Origin of the sequence: Colwellia echini (assembly GCF_002843355.2) — a bacterium.
Taxonomy (GTDB): domain Bacteria; phylum Pseudomonadota; class Gammaproteobacteria; order Enterobacterales; family Alteromonadaceae; genus Colwellia; species Colwellia echini.
In genome coordinates this window covers 151699-168680 of the sequence record NZ_PJAI02000008.1, presented here as the reverse complement: position 1 = coordinate 168680, position 16982 = coordinate 151699, and the positions used below count along the sequence as shown (strand labels likewise).

Below are 16982 nucleotides of genomic sequence, written 5' to 3'. Positions count from 1 at the left end.
AATTGCTTAATTATGAGCGCCAGAACGCTGGCGTGAATAAGACTAATAAAGTAAATATTTCTAATCGACCAAACAACATAGCCATAATTAATACCCACTTACTCGTGTCATTAATTGAGGAAAAATTAGCAGCAACCTCACCCAAACCTGGTCCTAAGTTATTTATACAGGCTGCAACAGCAGTAAAAGCAGTAATATTATCCATACCTGTAGCGAGCAGCAATAACATACAAATAACAAATACCGCTGCATAGGCAGAGAAAAATCCCCAAACTGCTTCCACTACTTTATCAGGTAAAACTTTTCTACCTAACTTAATACTAAAAATAGCTCGCGGATGCACCAGCTTATTTAGCTCTCTCAACCCTTGCAAATAAAGTAATACAACCCTTACAACCTTCATTCCGCCACCGGTACTACCCGCACAACCACCAATAAAGCTAGAAAAAATTAATAACATAGGTAATAACGTTGGCCATTCTGAAAAAGACGTGGTTGCAAAACCAGCGGTAGTACTAATAGAAACAGATTGGAATAAGGCTTGGTCAAGAGCATGATCGGCATCTTGATACGTACCTGAGGTTATTAACACAGTAAAACAAATTAAAGTAAGTACTATTTGAATACCAATAAACACTTTAAATTCAGGATCAAATATATAGCTTTTTAGTGATCTACTTTGTACAGCTGCATAATGTAGTGCAAAGTTAACACCTGCAATAATTAAAAATGTGACACAAACTAAATTAATTGCAGGGCTATTAAAGTATCCCATACTGGCGTCATGCGTTGAAAAACCACCAATAGCAATAGTTGAAAAAGCATGGCAAATTGCATCAAAGCCAGACATACCTGCAAACCAATAGGCAAGTGCACAAGCTACAGTTAAACCTAAGTAGATGTACCACAAATGTTTTGCTGTATCTGCAATTCTAGGGGTCATTTTAGAGTCTTTCACCGGCCCTGGTGTTTCAGCGCGATATAACTGCATTCCACCAATACCAAGCATTGGTAATACGGCTACCGCAAGTACAATGATACCCATACCACCTAACCATTGTAATTGTTGGCGATACCATAATACGGCATGAGGTAAGTCATCTATATGCGTTAATATGGTTGCTCCAGTAGTTGTTAAACCAGAGAATGACTCAAAAAACGCATCAGCAGTAGATAAATTGGGTTGTTCTAGTAGAAGAAAGGGTATGGCAGAGAAACTGGCTAATACCAGCCAAAACAGTACAACAATTAAAAAACCTTCTCGTGATTTAAGATCAGTTTTTTCATTACGATAAGGGTACCAAGCTATAAAGCCAGTACAAATACACCACAAAAAACCAAGTAAAAATGGTAAACCACCACCATCGCGATAAACTAGTGAAATTAATGCTGGTGGCAGCATGGTCACACTTAGAAGCGCGACTAGCAAACCTATAATTCGAATTATGTTTTTATATTGCACGTTTTATTTTCTTGCCCGCTAGCGGTTAACTGTAATTGCCCTGCAGACAATGTGTGTAATTGCTCTTGAATCAACGATAGTTTAGCTACAGGAATCGCTAACTGCAAAACAACGTTTTGTTGATATTGTTGCGAAACAACTTCACCGTCAATTAGCCGAAGCAAATGCAATACGTCGTCTACCTGGCTATATTGACACGCTAAGGTTTTGTGCACCATAGCTATTTTTATTTTTGACTGCAAAAGCGTTAAAGCTTGGCGTACACTGCCACCATATGCTCTTTGTAAACCACCTGTACCCAGTTTTTTACCACCAAAATAGCGGACGACAATTGCACACACTTGCCCTATTCCTCCGCCTTGCAATGCTAACAACATTGGCTTACCTGCCGTGCCGCTAGGCTCGCCATCATCAGAAAAACCATAACCTTGACTATCATCGGCCGCTTTTGTTAAAAAAGCCTGACAATGATGACTTGCTTGCGGGTGAAGTTGCTGTAATTCTTTTAGCATTAACTTCGCATCAGCAATACTTTCACAAGGCCGTAAATAGCAGATGAAACGGCTGCGGTTAACAATTAATTCGTCTTCTACTTCATTAACTGCAATGAGAAATGATTTAGACACAGTATATTTTTATTTCTTTAAAAGTTTTATTCAATTTATTTAAGCTCATTTTACTTAAACGAGCTTAATCTAAACACATTAGATTAAGCCTAGATCTCTAGTAATATTCTCATTGTGTGATTTATGTACAATAATATTATCTTCTATACGTATTCCACCAAAACCGCGCATTGCATTAACATTTTTCCAATTAACTTGATCCGAATTAGCAGAGGCTTTTAAATCAGCTAATAATGAATCAATAAAATATAAACCAGGTTCAATGGTAAACACTTGGTTTGCTTCTACAGTACGTGAAGTACGTAAAAACGGGTGCTCTGCTGGCGCGTTTACATGCGTACCACGTTCATCAGCCATAAAGCCGCCCACATCATGTACTTGCAAGCCTAAATGATGCCCTAACCCGTGTGGAAAAAAGCTAGAAATAATGCCAGATTCCGTCGCAGTATCCGCATCAACTGTAATAAAATTAAATTCGCGTAAAACCTCACCAATAGCTTTATAGGTTTCAATATGTAAATCAACATAGCTAATCCCAGGTTTTAATCCTGAAACAGCATTCAGCATAAGTTGATCCATACGTGCAATTAACTCGGCGAACTTATCATTTTTATAGGAATAAGTACGGGTAATATCTGCGGCATAACCATTAAAATTTGCCCCAGCATCAATAAGAAATGATTGATGCACTTGCGGCACTAATTTGTCTAAAGCAGTGTAATGTAAAATTGAACAATTTTTGTTTAAAGCGACAATATTGACATAAGGCGTATCATTATTACCATAACCTATAGATTTAAGGTAAGCCTGCTGAATATCATACTCACTATCACCTTGTAAAAAGGCATGACGCGCAGCTTGGTGTGCTTTAACCGCCAACATAGATGATTGTCGTATACACTCGTGCTCATATTTTGATTTATAACCACGGTGGTAATGAATGTAATTCAGTAGAGGCTCAGGATTAATCGCTTCAAAGCCAAGCGCTAATGCTACTTCAATATGGCTACCTATATAAGCAAAACCTTTTTTGTCATAAGGTAATAGTTTATCTACATCGCTCGCTTTAGTGAGTATTTTAATAGTAAAAAAGTCATTCCAATAGCTTTCTTGTAAAGGTGTTACTTTATGCCAAAAATCAATAGGTTGATAATAAATTAAGGTGGGTTTATCTTCGCCATTAACCACTAACCAAGAGTTAGGAATATCAATAAGCGGCAACCAATATTTAAAATGTGGGTTAACTTTAAATGGATAACTATTATCATCAAGAAAGGCTTTAATTTCTTGTCCTGAATGAATGACAATTCCTTCAAGATTTTCACGTGAAAGCGCTGTTTTTGTCATCTGCTGTAATTGGGCTATGTGTGCGGGAAACAGCTTAGTAAGATTTTCATTAAGCGTGGTCATTATCTTTCTCCAAAATACGCATTCAAGAACATAGTCTTATCATAGCAATTCAGCTAATAAAATGATCACTTCTTTGCCTAAATACCAAATAATAATCAGCCGTGTAATTTACTCGCCAATATTCATCTTAATCACCTGATCAAATATCTGACTAACCTGTCCTGGTTTATGCTGATAAATTTCTTGATAGGCTAAAACACTTTTAACGTAATTACGCGTTTCTTTAAACGGGATAGTTTCTATCCATATATCCGCAGGCATCGCTTTAGTTTTTTTCAACCAACTTCTAACACGGTGAGGACCAGCATTATACGATGCTGTTGCTAATACCTGATTGCCTTTATTTTCATCAAGTAAATCTCGCAAATATTGTGTGCCAAGCTGTATATTGTTATCCGCGTTATAAAGGTACTTAGTAGTAACACTACCTTTATTTAATTGTTTAGCGGTATTTGGCATTAATTGCATTAAACCACTAGCGCCGACTGGTGAGCTTGCATCTGTCATAAATGAGCTTTCACGCCTTGCAATCGCAAATGCCCACGCTGGATTTATAGTTTGTTTTTTAGCATATTGATTAATTTTATCATCAAATGCTTTCGGAAAACGTAGTTCAACATCGTCAAAATAGCCTTCTTGCGATAAAGTAAAAATTGCGCGGTCAAACCAACCATTTTCATTAGCGAGTTTCGCTGCTGCAAGTTTACCTCTGCTATCTAACTGAGTTAACCAGTAACGCCATTCTCTACGTGCTTCTATGTAACGCCCTAAATAATAAAATTCAAAAGCACGTTTGGCTGATGGGTAAAGTAATATTGCGCTTTTTTCTTCTAGCGTTATCGCTAGCGGATTATTTTGTAAACTGACCGATGTATCAAGGTAACTAGCAGCAAGAAAACCATAATAATGACGCTTGCTAGCTATTTCATTCATAACATTAATGCCAAGTTCTAAGTCATCAGTTTCAATTAATGCTCTTGCGTACCAATACTTCCACTGCAGTTCTGTTTTGTAACCTGCCGGCATTAGCGTTAGTTCATCAATCACAGCTGTCCAATCTTGATCTTTTAGTACTTCTGTTAGTTGCCACTGTAAAATATTACGATCAACATTAGTCGGTGCTAACTTTGCTAGCCAAGTTTTTGCTTCGGGGTGACTTTTACTGGCTAATGCTACCGCAAATTTTTCAGCTATTTGCTCTTCTTGCTCTACAGAAAAATTAAAAACTTGTTGTGCTTTTTTATAACTTTTTATCGCTAAATCAGGATTACGCCAAATAAGCCTTTTAATGCCGTAACTATAAATTTCACTTTCTTGTGCCGATTTATGGGGAAACTTTTTCAGCTTTGCCACATTTGCAGGATCACGCCTAACTTGGTGCCATAGCTTACCAATATATTGTTTATTTTCTGGTAATAACCTAGTTAAGTAAGGAATGAGTGTATGTTTACCGCCATCGGCTGCTAAAGCAATACGTTGAATTACTAACTCATCAGTTCTGTAACCTGCATCAGCCCACTTATTTAACAAGGGATCACATTCTTTATCGAGTGATTTGCCAACTAACCATAATTTTTTTATTTGCGGTAATACAACTTCTTCAGAGACACCTGCTTTTAATGAGAAACTTAGCTGCTGACAGGTAAGTAGTTTATTGCTTGTTTTTTTATAAAATGTAAGAAACAGCTCGCCTTTGTCTTGCTTTGCTAAATAGGTTAACCACGCTTTACGTAACGGCCAATCTAAAGGGGAGTTTTTATATTTAGCCAAAAATACAGCTATTTCTTCGGCTGAAGATAACTGCATATTTTCTAGTAAACGTTGCTGATCTAAATAAGGTTTTAACGGATAGTCCATTAGGTCTGAATATAGATTTTCATACTCAGTTGCTTCTGCTGAAGAGATGTTTTTTGATAACAGGCTTTCTGCTTCAATAAATTTTTGTTGCTGTTCAAGATTAGTGTGAACAGTTAAGCCATGATCTATTACGTCATCATCTATTATAGTAAGCTCTGCTTGAGCACTTACCACAGAATATAGTGAAAGAGCTGAAACCAGAAACGCTTTAAAAATAATATTCACAACCACCTCAATAATCCATCATACCGACTTAACTCTAGTAACAGCTTAACGCTTTTATTCACTATGTTTCATCATTTATTTCCCGTTATTTTAATTATAGTTGATTCAATTTTATTCCATGTTACATTTCCATTAATCTTGTATTGAAATAATGTATAATTATCAAAAATAACCTTTTAATCTCACATATTTCTTACTTACGCCGATGACTTCTTTTGACAATACCGACCATATTCTCGATGCTTTAGGGCTTCGCTGTCCTGAACCTGTAATGATGGTTCGCATGAATATTCGCAAAATCGCCTCTGGTGAAACGCTATTAATTACTTGTGATGATCCATCAACCGCACGCGACATTCCAAGCTTTTGCCGCTTTATGGAACATGAGCTTGTAGCACAACAAACAGAAACAATGCCCTACATGTATGTGATTAAGAAAAGCTAATTTGTTTTTTATTTTGCTGGCTAAACTTTATGTAAAATAAAACTCAAGCATAAAAAAAGGTCATGTTGTCATGACCTTTTTAGTATTCTTTTTTAATAATATCTCTGTGTTATTGCAACACTGAAATATCGGCAATAGCAAAGAAGCTATTTCTAATTTCATTAAGTAAGGTTAAGCGGTTAATTTTAATGGCTTCATCATCACTCATAACCATTACGTTATCGAAGAAAGTATCGATTGGTGCTTTAAGTTGGGCTAATTCACTCAATGCAGCTTGATAATCTTTAACTGCCATAAGTGGTGCCACTTCCAATTTAATTGCTTGGTATACATTAGCTAAGTCTTTTTCAGCTTGTTCAGTCGCTAAATCGCTATTGAATGCTGTTAACTGGCCATCAAATTTAGCTAATATATTACCTACACGTTTATTGGCTGCGGCTAACGTTGCAGCTTCAGGTAATTCACCAAAGAAAGTTACCGCTTTAATGCGTTTTTCAAAATCAAGTGGTGCACTTGGCTTTTTAGCTAATACTGCTTGGATAACATCAACACTGATACCTTGCTCTTGATAGAAAGCACGGAAGCGCCCCATGATGAAGTCTAAAACATCATTTGCGGTGTTTTCGTTAACTAACTTGTCACCAAAAAGCTCGATGCTTTTGTTAATCAATTCAGACAGGTCTAAATCAAGCTGTTTTTCAATGATAATACGAATGCTACCAATGGCTGCTCTTCGAAGCGCAAACGGGTCTTTATCGCCTTTAGGCGCTTGATTAATACCAAAGATACCTACTAGCGTATCAATTTTGTCACTAATAGCAACGGCACAGCCAATGTTTGCTTCTGGTAAAGAGTCACCTGCAAAACGAGGACGATATTGATCCTCTAACGCTTGCGCGATATTTACATTTTCACCATCATGTAAGGCATAATATTTACCCATAGTGCCCTGCACTTGTGGGAATTCTAATACCATTTCAGACATCAAATCGGTTTTACTTAGTAAACCTGCACGGTAAGCATCATCTGCATTTTCATTTAACTGTTCAGCAATGAATTGGCTTAGCTCAGCAATACGTTCAGATTTAGCTTTTAATGTGCCTAATTGTTTTTGAAACAATACAGATTCAAGACTTGTTAAGCGTGACTCTAAGCTCTGTTTTTTATCTGTTTTGAAAAAGAACTCTGCATCAGCTAAACGTGGACGAATAACTTTTTCATTACCAAAAATTACCGCACTTGGATCTTTAGATTCAATATTAGAAACAAAAATAAACTTATTAAGTAATTGACCATTTTTATCATTTACTGGGAAATACTTTTGATGATCTTTCATTGAGTAAATTAATGGTTCAGCTGGTACGTTTAAGAAATCTTCGTCAAACGTACCTACTAAGGTTACAGGCCATTCAACAAGCGCTGTAACTTCATCTAATAGATCTTCATCAATTAATGCAACAGCATTAATATCTTTTGCTACTTGCTCAATTTGAGCCACAATTTTCTTTTGTCGCTCAGCAAAGTCTACTTCAACGTATGCTTTTAACAATTCTGCTTGATATTCGTTAGCGTGATTAAGAGTCACTAAACCTTCATGATGAAAACGGTGACCTTGTAGTTGATTAGCTGAGGTAACACCCAATGCTTCACCTGCAATTACCTCGCTACCAAACATCATAGTTAGCGTATGTACAGGGCGAATAAATTGAGTACGCTCTGCGCCCCAACGCATAGGTTTGGCAATCGGCAATTTACTTAATGCCGTAGTAACCATATCAGGTATAAGTTCAGCAATTGCTTTACCGGTCACAGTAGCACGGTGTAATAACCACTCACCTTTGTCTGTTGTTAAACGTTCCGCTTGCTCAACGGTAATACCGTTTGAACGTGCCCAACCTTGAGCAGCTTTACTTGCGTTACCTTCAGCGTCGAAAGCAACATTTACTGCCGGACCACGTTTCTCTACTGTTTTATCTTGTTGTTTACCAACTAAATCAATAACTTGAACAGCTAACCTACGCGGTGTAGCAAACCATTTAATATCGCTATAGGTTAAGTCATTGCTATCAAGCTGAGTTTTGATGTTGTCGAAGAAAGCAGTTGCTAATGTTTTTAATGATTTTGGTGGTAACTCTTCAGTACCTAGTTCAATTAGGAGCGTTTCAGTAGTCATTATTTATCTCCTTTAGTTTCGGTATTAGTTGAAGAAGTATTATTGTTACACATTGGGAATCCAAGCTCTTCTCGTTTAGCGTAATATGCCTCAGCAACTGCTTTAGATAAAGTGCGTACACGTAAAATATAACGTTGACGCTCTGTTACTGAAATTGCATGACGAGCATCAAGTAAGTTAAAAGCATGAGACGCTTTCATAACTTGTTCATAAGCTGGTAATGGTAAGTTCGCTTCAATTAATTTTTGGCTATCAATTTCACATTGATCAAACTGTTTAAATAACGCGTCAACATCTGCATGTTCAAAGTTATAAGTAGATTGCTCAACTTCATTTTGATGGAAAATATCACGGTAATAAACTGTGCCTAACGGGCCATCAGTCCAAACAAGGTCGTAAATACTATCAACATTTTGAATATACATAGCAAGACGCTCAAGACCGTAAGTTATCTCACCCGTTACTGGTGTACACTCTAAACCACCAACTTGTTGGAAATAAGTAAACTGGGTAATTTCCATGCCGTTAAGCCAAATTTCCCAACCTAACCCCCAAGCGCCTAATGTTGGCGATTCCCAATTGTCTTCTACAAAACGAATATCATGTACAAGTGGATCAATACCTAACTCTTTTAACGAATTAAGGTATAGCTCTTGTATGTTCTTTGGTGATGGTTTCAACATCACTTGAAATTGATAGTAATGCTGTAAGCGATTTGGGTTTTCACCATAACGACCGTCGGTAGGACGACGACATGGTTGAACGTACGCGCTGCTAATTGGCTCAGGGCCAATTGAACGTAAGAAAGTCATTGGGTGGAATGTACCTGCCCCAACTTCTAGATCTAGAGGCTGTACGATTACACAACCTTGACGTGACCAATAATCTTGCAGTTGCAAAATTAGGCCTTGAAAAGTTTTACTGTTGTAAGTTGTCATGGTGTTCAAATTCACTTTTGTATTGTTTAACTGAACAAGCTGTCACGGTAACGATTAATCTATCTAATTACTGTAACAATTTGCTGAATATTATATGCCGTTTTTCAATGTTTTTAACTGATGTAGATTATAACTTTATTAGAGTATTTATCCTACAAAAATGCCCGACTATGAAGACCGGGCATATTAATTCGTATTTAGTAAATCTTATACATCAAGGTTTGAAACTTTTAAGGCATTCTCTTCGATAAAGTTTCGTCTTGGTTCTACGTGATCACCCATCAATGTCGTAAACAATTGATCTGCTGCAATTGCATCTTCAATAGTTACTTGTAGCATACGACGAGTTTCTGGGTCCATGGTAGTTTCCCAAAGCTGTTCAGGGTTCATTTCACCTAACCCTTTATAACGTTGAATATATTGACCACGTTTAGATTCTGCCATTAACCACTCTAATGCATCTTCAAAACTTGATACTGGGTTAACTTTTTCACCACGTTTAACGTAAGCACCTTCTTCCATCAAACCATTAATAGCTGTGTTCAATGCCATGATAGCGGCGAACTCTTTTGATTGAATAAACTCATAGCTACAATGATATTCTTTATCAATACCGTGTTTTCTTACGATAAAGTTAGGAAAGTAAATATTACGTTCTTGGTTATACTTCACTTCAATTTTATAAATTGAACCATTACCATCTTGGTTTTCAAGTTGGGTAATTAAATTCTTCGCCCACTCATTTACTTTTGCTTCATCAGAAAAATCATCAACAGCAATTGTGTCGCTGTAAACCATCTTTTCAACAATATCCACAGGTATCTGTCTGGCTAAACGTTTGATGATATCCATAGTACTACGATATTGGTTTACTAATTTTTCTAAACCAGCACCTGAAATAGGTGGAGCTTGTTCATTAACATGTATAGCTGCGCTATCAAGTGCTAATGTAGTTAAGTATTCAGTTAAACCTTCATCATCTTTTATGTATCGTTCTTGCTTACCTTTTTTAACTTTATAAAGCGGCGGTTGCGCAATAAAAATATGACCACGTTCCATGATCTCTGGCATTTGACGATAGAAGAAAGTTAATAATAAAGTACGGATGTGAGAACCATCGACATCGGCATCGGTCATGATGATGATGCTGTGATAACGAAGCTTCTCAGGGTTATATTCATCACGGCCAATACCACAACCTAACGCTGTGATTAGTGTACCTACTTCTTGTGAAGATATCATTTTGTCAAAACGTGCTTTTTCTACGTTTAGAATTTTACCTTTTAACGGTAAGATCGCTTGGTTCTTACGGTTACGACCCTGCTTGGCTGAACCACCAGCAGAGTCCCCTTCCACAATATATATTTCAGATAGTGCAGGATCTTTTTCCTGACAATCTGCTAACTTACCCGGTAAACCGGCAATATCTAATACACCTTTACGACGTGTCATTTCACGTGCTTTACGTGCAGCTTCACGCGCTCTCGCTGCATCAACTATCTTCATAATAATAGTACGTGCAATCGCTGGGTTTTCTAATAGGTATTCACCTAATTTTTCGCCCATTGCTTGTTCAACAGCAGTCTTAACTTCTGAGGAAACTAACTTATCTTTAGTTTGTGAAGAGAACTTAGGATCAGGAACTTTAACAGATATTACCGCTGTTAAGCCTTCACGTGCATCATCACCAGTGGCACTTGTTTCTGTAGTACCACCTTTCTTAGATTTGTTTAAACCCTCTTTAGTCATATAAGAGTTTAACGTTCTTGTTAGTGCTGTTCTAAAACCACTAAGGTGAGTACCACCATCGCGCTGTGGAATATTATTAGTAAAACAGAAAATATTTTCTTGGAAACCATCATTCCATTGCATAGCAACTTCAACAATAATTCCATCTTCACGTTCTAAATCGAAATAAAATATTTCTTCGTTTACAGCCGTTTTGTTAGTATTTAAATAATCAACAAACGCTTGGATACCACCATCGTATTTAAAGTGATCTTCTTTACCTTCCTCGCGTTCATCAATTAATCGAATTGATACGCCAGAGTTTAAGAATGATAATTCACGAATACGTTTAACTAATATTTCATAATGAAATAAAACATCGCTAAAGGTATCAGAACTAGGCCAAAAACGTACTTCAGTACCAGTTTTATCACTAAGCCCTACTTCAGCAAGTGGCGCTTGTGCTTCACCAATTTTGTAAAACTGTTCATACAGTTTTCCGTCACGACGAATATTTAATTTAAGTTTTTCACTTAAGGCATTTACTACCGAAATACCAACCCCATGAAGACCACCAGAAACTTTATAACCAGAGTCCTCACCACCAAACTTACCACCGGCATGTAATACCGTCATGATAACTTCAGCTGCAGAAATACCTTCTTCTTCATGAATTTCTGTCGGGATACCACGGCCATCATCTCTTACTGAAACTGAACCATCTAAATGGATAGTTACAATAATTTCAGAACAATGCCCTGCTAATGCTTCATCGATTGAGTTATCTAAAACCTCAAAAACCATATGATGTAAACCAGTGCCATCATCCGTGTCACCTATATACATTCCAGGTCTTTTTCGTACTGCATCAAGTCCTTTAAGAACTTTTATACTGGACGATCCATATTCATTTTCTACTGTCATAGTTTTAGCCTACTCAATCATTACTGAATTATTCACAGGTAATATACCACCATGTTTCACGTGAAACATATGATATTTTATATTCTCATCACACTTTTCTTTAATAAAATTATCGTTATTAAGGAAAGGTTGTAATACACCTTTTTCAATTGCCGTTATAATAACTTGGCAATCTAATTTAGTTATTGCGTCAGATAAAGAAGTTCTTGAATTAATATCTAATTCGGCTCCTATATCATCAATAAGTAAAATTGGTTTTACTCGATTAACTCTGCCAATTAATTTAGCTTGAGCAAAAGTTAACGCCAGTAAAAACAACTTTTGTTGCCCTCTTGAAAGTTGACTTTCAAGATCATGTTTTGCGATAAGAAACTTTACATCAAATCTATGTGCACCATAAATGCTATAACCGAAAGCCTGCTCTCTTTCATAACTATCTAACAAGGCGGCTTTTAATGTTTTCTTTTGTGGCCAACCTTGTAAATATTGTACGGTAACTTTATCAGCAATATTAGGTAATAATATTGCTAACCAAAAAGGTAGTTCACTAATAAGATCTTCAATATATTGAGCTCTTACTTGCGCAACTTCTTCCGACAATAAGCAAAAAAGTTCTGTCCAATAATCAAAAGTAGACCTGTCTAAATGATTACGAATACATGCATTTCTTTGTTTTAATACTCTATTAAATTCTCTGCCTTGATTAGAAAAGTCATGTTTCACGTGAAACATTCCTAGTTCAACAAAACGTCTTCTCTCTTTAGGGCCTCCAAAAAAGAGTTTAAAACTCTCAGGTGTCACAATTTGCACGGCTATATTCTTTGCTAATTCAGATAACCTTGCATGTCGTTCACCATTAATTTTTATAAGGGTGACACCTGATTTTAAATTTTTACTTAAACCCAGTTGTAAATCATTAATATCTTTTATACTGACAACAAAGTTGTCCATTTCATAAGTAGCAAGATTCTCTACTTTACTAGTTCGAAAAGATTTACCATGCCCTAAAAAAAATATAGCTTCAAGTAAACTACTTTTACCACTACCATTATCACCAATAATAAAATTTAAACTAGGATGTAAATCAATTGCAACTGATGACAAATTTCTAAAATTGTACGTAGTAAGTTTAGCTACACTCATCAGTAAAAATTTTACTCTTAGTTATACGTTTTGAGTTATATTATTTAAGTAATATAAAAGACTAATTATAGGCGCATTGGCATAACAACGTATAGTGCTTCGCCGCTATTACTACCTTCAATAACAACACTACTATTCGCATCGGCTAAAGTGAATTTAACGTTCTCGTCTTTAATAGCACTTAATACATCAAGTACATAACTTACGTTAAAACCTATCTCTAATTCACCGTAAGGAAAATTAATTTCAATTTCTTCTTCTGCTTGTTCTTGTTCAGGGTTATTGGCCGTAATTTTCAAGTTGGTATCAGAGAAATTAAGACGTACACCTTTAAATTTTTCATTCGACAAAATTGAAGCACGCGATAAAACCTGACGTAATGCATCTTTATTAGTTTCAAAAACCTTATCACCATTACGTGGAAGTACACGACGGTAATCAGGAAAACGTCCATCTACTAATTTACTAGTAAAAGAAAACTCAGTATCAATAATACGAATATGATTAGAACCTAAAAATATTTGAACTTGTTCATCAACTGGAGCTAATAAACGAATGATTTCTAAAATACCTTTACGAGGAACAATTACTTGTCTTGCTGGTAAAGTTAAATTTTCATTCGCTATTTTGCAAATAGCAAGTCTGTGACCGTCGGTTGCCACCGAACGAATCTCTTTGCCTTCACTTTCGATAGACATACCATTGAGGTAATAACGAACATCTTGGTTCGCCATAGAAAAGTGAGTACTTTCAATTAAGCGTAAAAACTCTGATTTCATTAATTGAAATTCAACATCACCCTTCCACTGTTCAATATTTGGAAAATCAACAGCAGGTAATGTTGAAAGTGAATAACGGCTTCGGCCTGAAGATAACTTAATAGTTTCATCAATAGCTTCAAATTTAATTACCGAGTTTTCAGGTAAACTTTTACAAATATCTAGCAGCTTACGCGCTGGAATAGTAATTTTATCGTCTTCACCTTGATTGTCTATTTCAGCATAGGCAACCATTTCAAGTTCTAAATCAGTAGCCGTTAAGGTAAGTGAGTGACCGCTAACTTCAAAAAGTATATTACTTAATATAGGCAAAGTACTTTTACGTTCTACTGCCCCTGAAACCAACAATAATGGTTTAAGTAATAATTCCCTGTTTAATGAAAACTTCATTTTGATACCTGCTTAAGTGCTAATGTTTTTATTAGGTTAAAACTAAAAGTTAAGACGAAAGTGTTCTAATTAAATTTGAATAATCTTCTTTAATATCATGCGTTTCTTCGCGTAATGATTTAACTTTACGACACGCATGTAAAACAGTTGTGTGATCACGGCCACCAAAAGCATCACCAATTTCAGGTAAACTATGGTTAGTTAATTCTTTAGATAATGCCATGGCTATTTGTCTAGGTCGAGCAACTGAGCGATTACGACGTTTAGATAATAAGTCAGCAATTTTAATTTTATAATATTCAGCTACCGTTTTTTGGATATTATCTATAGTAACTAATTTATCCTGCAAGGCGAGTAAATCACGCAATGCTTCTCTGACAAAATCAATAGTAATAGCTCGACCTGTAAAATTGGCATTAGCCATAACTCGGTTTAACGCCCCTTCTAATTCACGAACATTAGAACGAAGTCGTTTAGCAATAAAAAAAGCAACTTCATCAGCAAGGTTAATCTGACTTTCTTGCGCTTTGCGTTTTAAAATAGCAACACGCGTTTCAAGCTCTGGTGGTTCTATTGCTAAAGTTAATCCCCAACCAAAGCGAGATTTTAATCTATCATCAACGCCATTTATTTCTTTCGGGTATCTATCACTAGTTAATATAACTTGTTGATTCCCTTCAAGTAATGCGTTAAAAGTATGGAAAAACTCTTCTTGTGTACGCTCTTTACCTGCAAAGAATTGAATATCATCTATAAGAAGTGCATCAACACTACGATAATATTGTTTAAATTTTTCCATCGCATTATTTTGTAATGCTCTTACCATATCTTGCACAAAACGCTCTGAGTGCATATAAGCTATTTTAGCATTGGGTTTATTTAATAAAATACCATTACCAACAGCATGTAATAAATGCGTTTTACCTAAACCGGTACCACCATAAATAAATAACGGATTATAAGCAGTACCTGGATTATCGGCAACTTGTGAAGCTGCAGCTCGTGCTAATTGATTAGATTTACCTTCAACAAAATTATCAAACGTGTAATTAAGTCGCACATTGGTTTTTTTGGGGATATTACTTTCTGGCTCTGTTACTTTAGATGTAGCAGAAGATTTTGAAAAAAGAGCTTCATTACTTCCGCCATTGACTGAAGATGGATTACTATTACTTGAATTACTGCCTGCTGAATTATCAACTATAGGTTTGCTGCCCACATCAAACCTAAGTAATAAAGGATTACTTGGTTCGTTAAGAGTAAGTAGTTCATTAATCCGGTTAACGTATTTATCTCTTACCCAATCTAAAACAAAACGATTAGGAGCATATAACGTCATAACATTTTCATCTATAACGCATTGCAAAGGTCGGATCCACATACTAAATTGCTGAGCAGGCAATTCTTCTTGTAGAACAGATAGGCATCTTTGCCAAGGTGAATGATCCAACCAAAACTCCAAAAGTAACAAGGGTATTATTTTTCTGAAGCCTATTATCTATTGAGTTATCCACAAGTGCAATATTGACTTTTCACTAATATAATATTTTTTATAACATTTATCGTTAAGTACATGTAAATTAATGTAAATCTATAATTATTAAAGCTGTAAAAAGTATCCTATTTATAAATTATTTTACTTAAATAGAACATTTGACTAGCTTAGTTATTAATATATGAAAACACTAATGTGATAAAACTGTGAATATCATTGCACTTTATCACTTTAATTCACTAAAGATCACAATGATCCTTAGATAAAAAAGCAACGATCTTTGTTAAATAGCTTAGATTAAAGATTGACAAATCCCCTAGTAAGCTTTAATATTCGGCCTCATTTTTTAGACCAGTGTGCTCAAAAGGCTGTTTTGCCAGGGCAACAACAACCGACGGATTAGCGTAATGAAAAGAACATTTCAACCTAGCGTACTAAAGCGTAAGCGTAACCACGGATTCCGTGCTCGTATGGCAACTAAAAACGGTCGTGCTGTAATAGCTCGTCGCCGTGCCAAAGGCCGTGCACGTCTTAGCGCATAATATTAAATCTTGTTTACAATATTTGATATAAGGTAGTCAAACTATGACTACTTACAAATTTAATCGGGAGTCACGTTTGTTGACTCCCGGTCATTTTCAAAAGGTTTTTTCTAAACCTATTAGATTTGGCTCTAGCCACTTTACTCTATTAATTACTCCAAAACCTCATACCCTTGTTTCTGATCAACATAATACAGTTGCCAAAAACCGTTTAGGTTTAGCTATTGCTAAAAAACGCGTAAAGCTTGCTGTGCAACGTAATCGTATCAAAAGACAAATCCGAGAAAGCTTCCGCTTAAATCAACATAATTTACCAGCTATCGATATGGTCGTTATGGTAAAGTCTGGCATAGATCAACTTGATAATAAGTCGATAAACCAGGAATTAGAAAAAATATGGCGAAAAATAATTCAGCGCCACAAAAACTAGTAATAATGTCTTTAAAAAGCTATCAACGTTTTTTAAGTCCTTTATTAGGTTCTAATTGTCGATTTACTCCTACTTGTTCAAGTTATGCCATTGAAGCAGTTGACCGATTTGGGGTGATAAAAGGCAGTTGGTTAGCAAGTAAACGAATCTTAAAATGTCATCCACTTAATGAGGGTGGTGAAGATCCGGTTCCTCCCTTACCAGTAAAAAAAGCTAACAAGCCCAACGATTAAAAATAAATGTGATTTCCTAAATTAGGATAATTACTGTAATAAGATTAAAAACAGCAACAAACTTGATAATTTTTCTCACTCATTAAGCTATTATTTTTATAAACTTGAGATAAATAAGCTTAACTTGCTTAAATCCCCCTCATAATCTAAAAGATGGTTGGTTATCAAGCTAACGTATATTA

The 16982-nt window shown here is 35.8% G+C and carries 14 protein-coding genes; 4 read left to right on the top strand and 10 right to left on the bottom strand.

Features of this window, described 5'->3' with window-relative positions:
- Positions 1-10: 10 nt before the first annotated feature.
- The 4 genes from CWS31_RS09185 to CWS31_RS09170 form a co-directional block, all read right to left on the bottom strand.
- Complete coding sequence (locus CWS31_RS09185) at positions 11-1462, bottom strand: TrkH family potassium uptake protein (RefSeq protein WP_101344917.1); 1452 nt, start codon at positions 1460-1462, stop codon at positions 11-13.
- Positions 1444-2088 carry a YigZ family protein gene (locus CWS31_RS09180; RefSeq protein WP_101344916.1) on the bottom strand — a complete coding sequence of 215 codons (645 nt, stop codon included), beginning with the start codon at positions 2086-2088 and terminating at the stop codon, positions 1444-1446. Before CWS31_RS09180 ends, CWS31_RS09185 begins: the two co-directional genes overlap by 19 nt.
- A 78-nt stretch (positions 2089-2166) precedes the next feature.
- Positions 2167-3498, bottom strand: coding sequence for a Xaa-Pro dipeptidase (gene pepQ / locus CWS31_RS09175; RefSeq protein ID WP_101344915.1), 1332 nt, complete (start codon positions 3496-3498; stop codon positions 2167-2169).
- A 108-nt stretch (positions 3499-3606) separates the two neighbouring features.
- A complete protein-coding gene (locus CWS31_RS09170; protein ID WP_246143454.1) occupies positions 3607-5580 on the bottom strand; it encodes a transglycosylase SLT domain-containing protein in 1974 nt (657 codons plus the stop codon).
- A 205-nt stretch (positions 5581-5785) separates the two neighbouring features.
- Here CWS31_RS09170 and tusA point away from each other — a divergent pair, with 205 nt between their 5' ends.
- On the top strand, positions 5786-6025 hold the full coding sequence (gene tusA, locus CWS31_RS09165; protein WP_101344914.1) for a sulfurtransferase TusA: 240 nt from the start codon (positions 5786-5788) through the stop codon (positions 6023-6025).
- A gap of 109 nt (positions 6026-6134) precedes the next feature.
- Here the strand turns inward: tusA and glyS are convergent, their stop codons facing one another.
- The 6 genes from glyS to dnaA form a co-directional block, all read right to left on the bottom strand.
- Positions 6135-8198 carry a glycine--tRNA ligase subunit beta gene (gene glyS / locus CWS31_RS09160; RefSeq protein ID WP_101344913.1) on the bottom strand — a complete coding sequence of 688 codons (2064 nt, stop codon included), beginning with the start codon at positions 8196-8198 and terminating at the stop codon, positions 6135-6137.
- Positions 8198-9136 (bottom strand): glycine--tRNA ligase subunit alpha, encoded by a 939-nt coding sequence (gene glyQ / locus CWS31_RS09155; protein WP_101344912.1) that lies wholly within the window; start codon positions 9134-9136, stop codon positions 8198-8200. Before glyQ ends, glyS begins: the two co-directional genes overlap by 1 nt.
- Positions 9137-9343: 207 nt before the next feature.
- Entirely contained in the window at positions 9344-11788 is a 2445-nt protein-coding gene (gene gyrB / locus CWS31_RS09150; protein WP_101344911.1) for a DNA topoisomerase (ATP-hydrolyzing) subunit B, read from the bottom strand.
- 9 nt (positions 11789-11797) lie between these two features.
- On the bottom strand, positions 11798-12931 hold the full coding sequence (gene recF, locus CWS31_RS09145) for a DNA replication/repair protein RecF (RefSeq protein ID WP_101344910.1): 1134 nt from the start codon (positions 12929-12931) through the stop codon (positions 11798-11800).
- A 65-nt stretch (positions 12932-12996) separates the two neighbouring features.
- Positions 12997-14100, bottom strand: a complete 1104-nt coding sequence (gene dnaN, locus CWS31_RS09140) for a DNA polymerase III subunit beta (protein WP_101344909.1) — start codon at positions 14098-14100, stop codon at positions 12997-12999.
- Between the two features lie 49 nt (positions 14101-14149).
- A complete protein-coding gene (gene dnaA / locus CWS31_RS09135; protein ID WP_101344908.1) occupies positions 14150-15550 on the bottom strand; it encodes a chromosomal replication initiator protein DnaA in 1401 nt (466 codons plus the stop codon).
- A gap of 452 nt (positions 15551-16002) precedes the next feature.
- Here dnaA and rpmH point away from each other — a divergent pair, with 452 nt between their 5' ends.
- The 3 genes from rpmH to yidD are packed head-to-tail and all read left to right on the top strand — an operon-like array spanning position 16003 to position 16800.
- Positions 16003-16137, top strand: a complete 135-nt coding sequence (rpmH, locus tag CWS31_RS09130; protein WP_011045771.1) for a 50S ribosomal protein L34 — start codon at positions 16003-16005, stop codon at positions 16135-16137.
- A 43-nt stretch (positions 16138-16180) separates the two neighbouring features.
- The gene (gene rnpA, locus CWS31_RS09125) at positions 16181-16567 is read left to right on the top strand and encodes a ribonuclease P protein component (protein WP_101344907.1); all 387 of its coding nucleotides are present in this window, start codon (positions 16181-16183) and stop codon (positions 16565-16567) included.
- The gene (gene yidD, locus CWS31_RS09120) at positions 16534-16800 is read left to right on the top strand and encodes a membrane protein insertion efficiency factor YidD (protein WP_101344906.1); all 267 of its coding nucleotides are present in this window, start codon (positions 16534-16536) and stop codon (positions 16798-16800) included. Before rnpA ends, yidD begins: the two co-directional genes overlap by 34 nt.
- The last annotated feature ends 182 nt before the right edge of the window (positions 16801-16982 follow it).

Coding starts and splice junctions, on each gene's coding strand:
- rnpA (WP_101344907.1), top strand. CDS start 16,181: ATGACTACTTACAAATTTAATCGGGAGTCACGTTTGTTGACTCCCGGT.
- rpmH (WP_011045771.1), top strand. CDS start 16,003: ATGAAAAGAACATTTCAACCTAGCGTACTAAAGCGTAAGCGTAACCAC.
- tusA (WP_101344914.1), top strand. CDS start 5,786: ATGACTTCTTTTGACAATACCGACCATATTCTCGATGCTTTAGGGCTT.
- recF (WP_101344910.1), bottom strand. CDS start 12,931: ATGAGTGTAGCTAAACTTACTACGTACAATTTTAGAAATTTGTCATCA.
- glyQ (WP_101344912.1), bottom strand. CDS start 9,136: ATGACAACTTACAACAGTAAAACTTTTCAAGGCCTAATTTTGCAACTG.
- yidD (WP_101344906.1), top strand. CDS start 16,534: ATGGCGAAAAATAATTCAGCGCCACAAAAACTAGTAATAATGTCTTTA.
- dnaN (WP_101344909.1), bottom strand. CDS start 14,100: ATGAAGTTTTCATTAAACAGGGAATTATTACTTAAACCATTATTGTTG.
- glyS (WP_101344913.1), bottom strand. CDS start 8,198: ATGACTACTGAAACGCTCCTAATTGAACTAGGTACTGAAGAGTTACCA.
- gyrB (WP_101344911.1), bottom strand. CDS start 11,788: ATGACAGTAGAAAATGAATATGGATCGTCCAGTATAAAAGTTCTTAAA.
- pepQ (WP_101344915.1), bottom strand. CDS start 3,498: ATGACCACGCTTAATGAAAATCTTACTAAGCTGTTTCCCGCACACATA.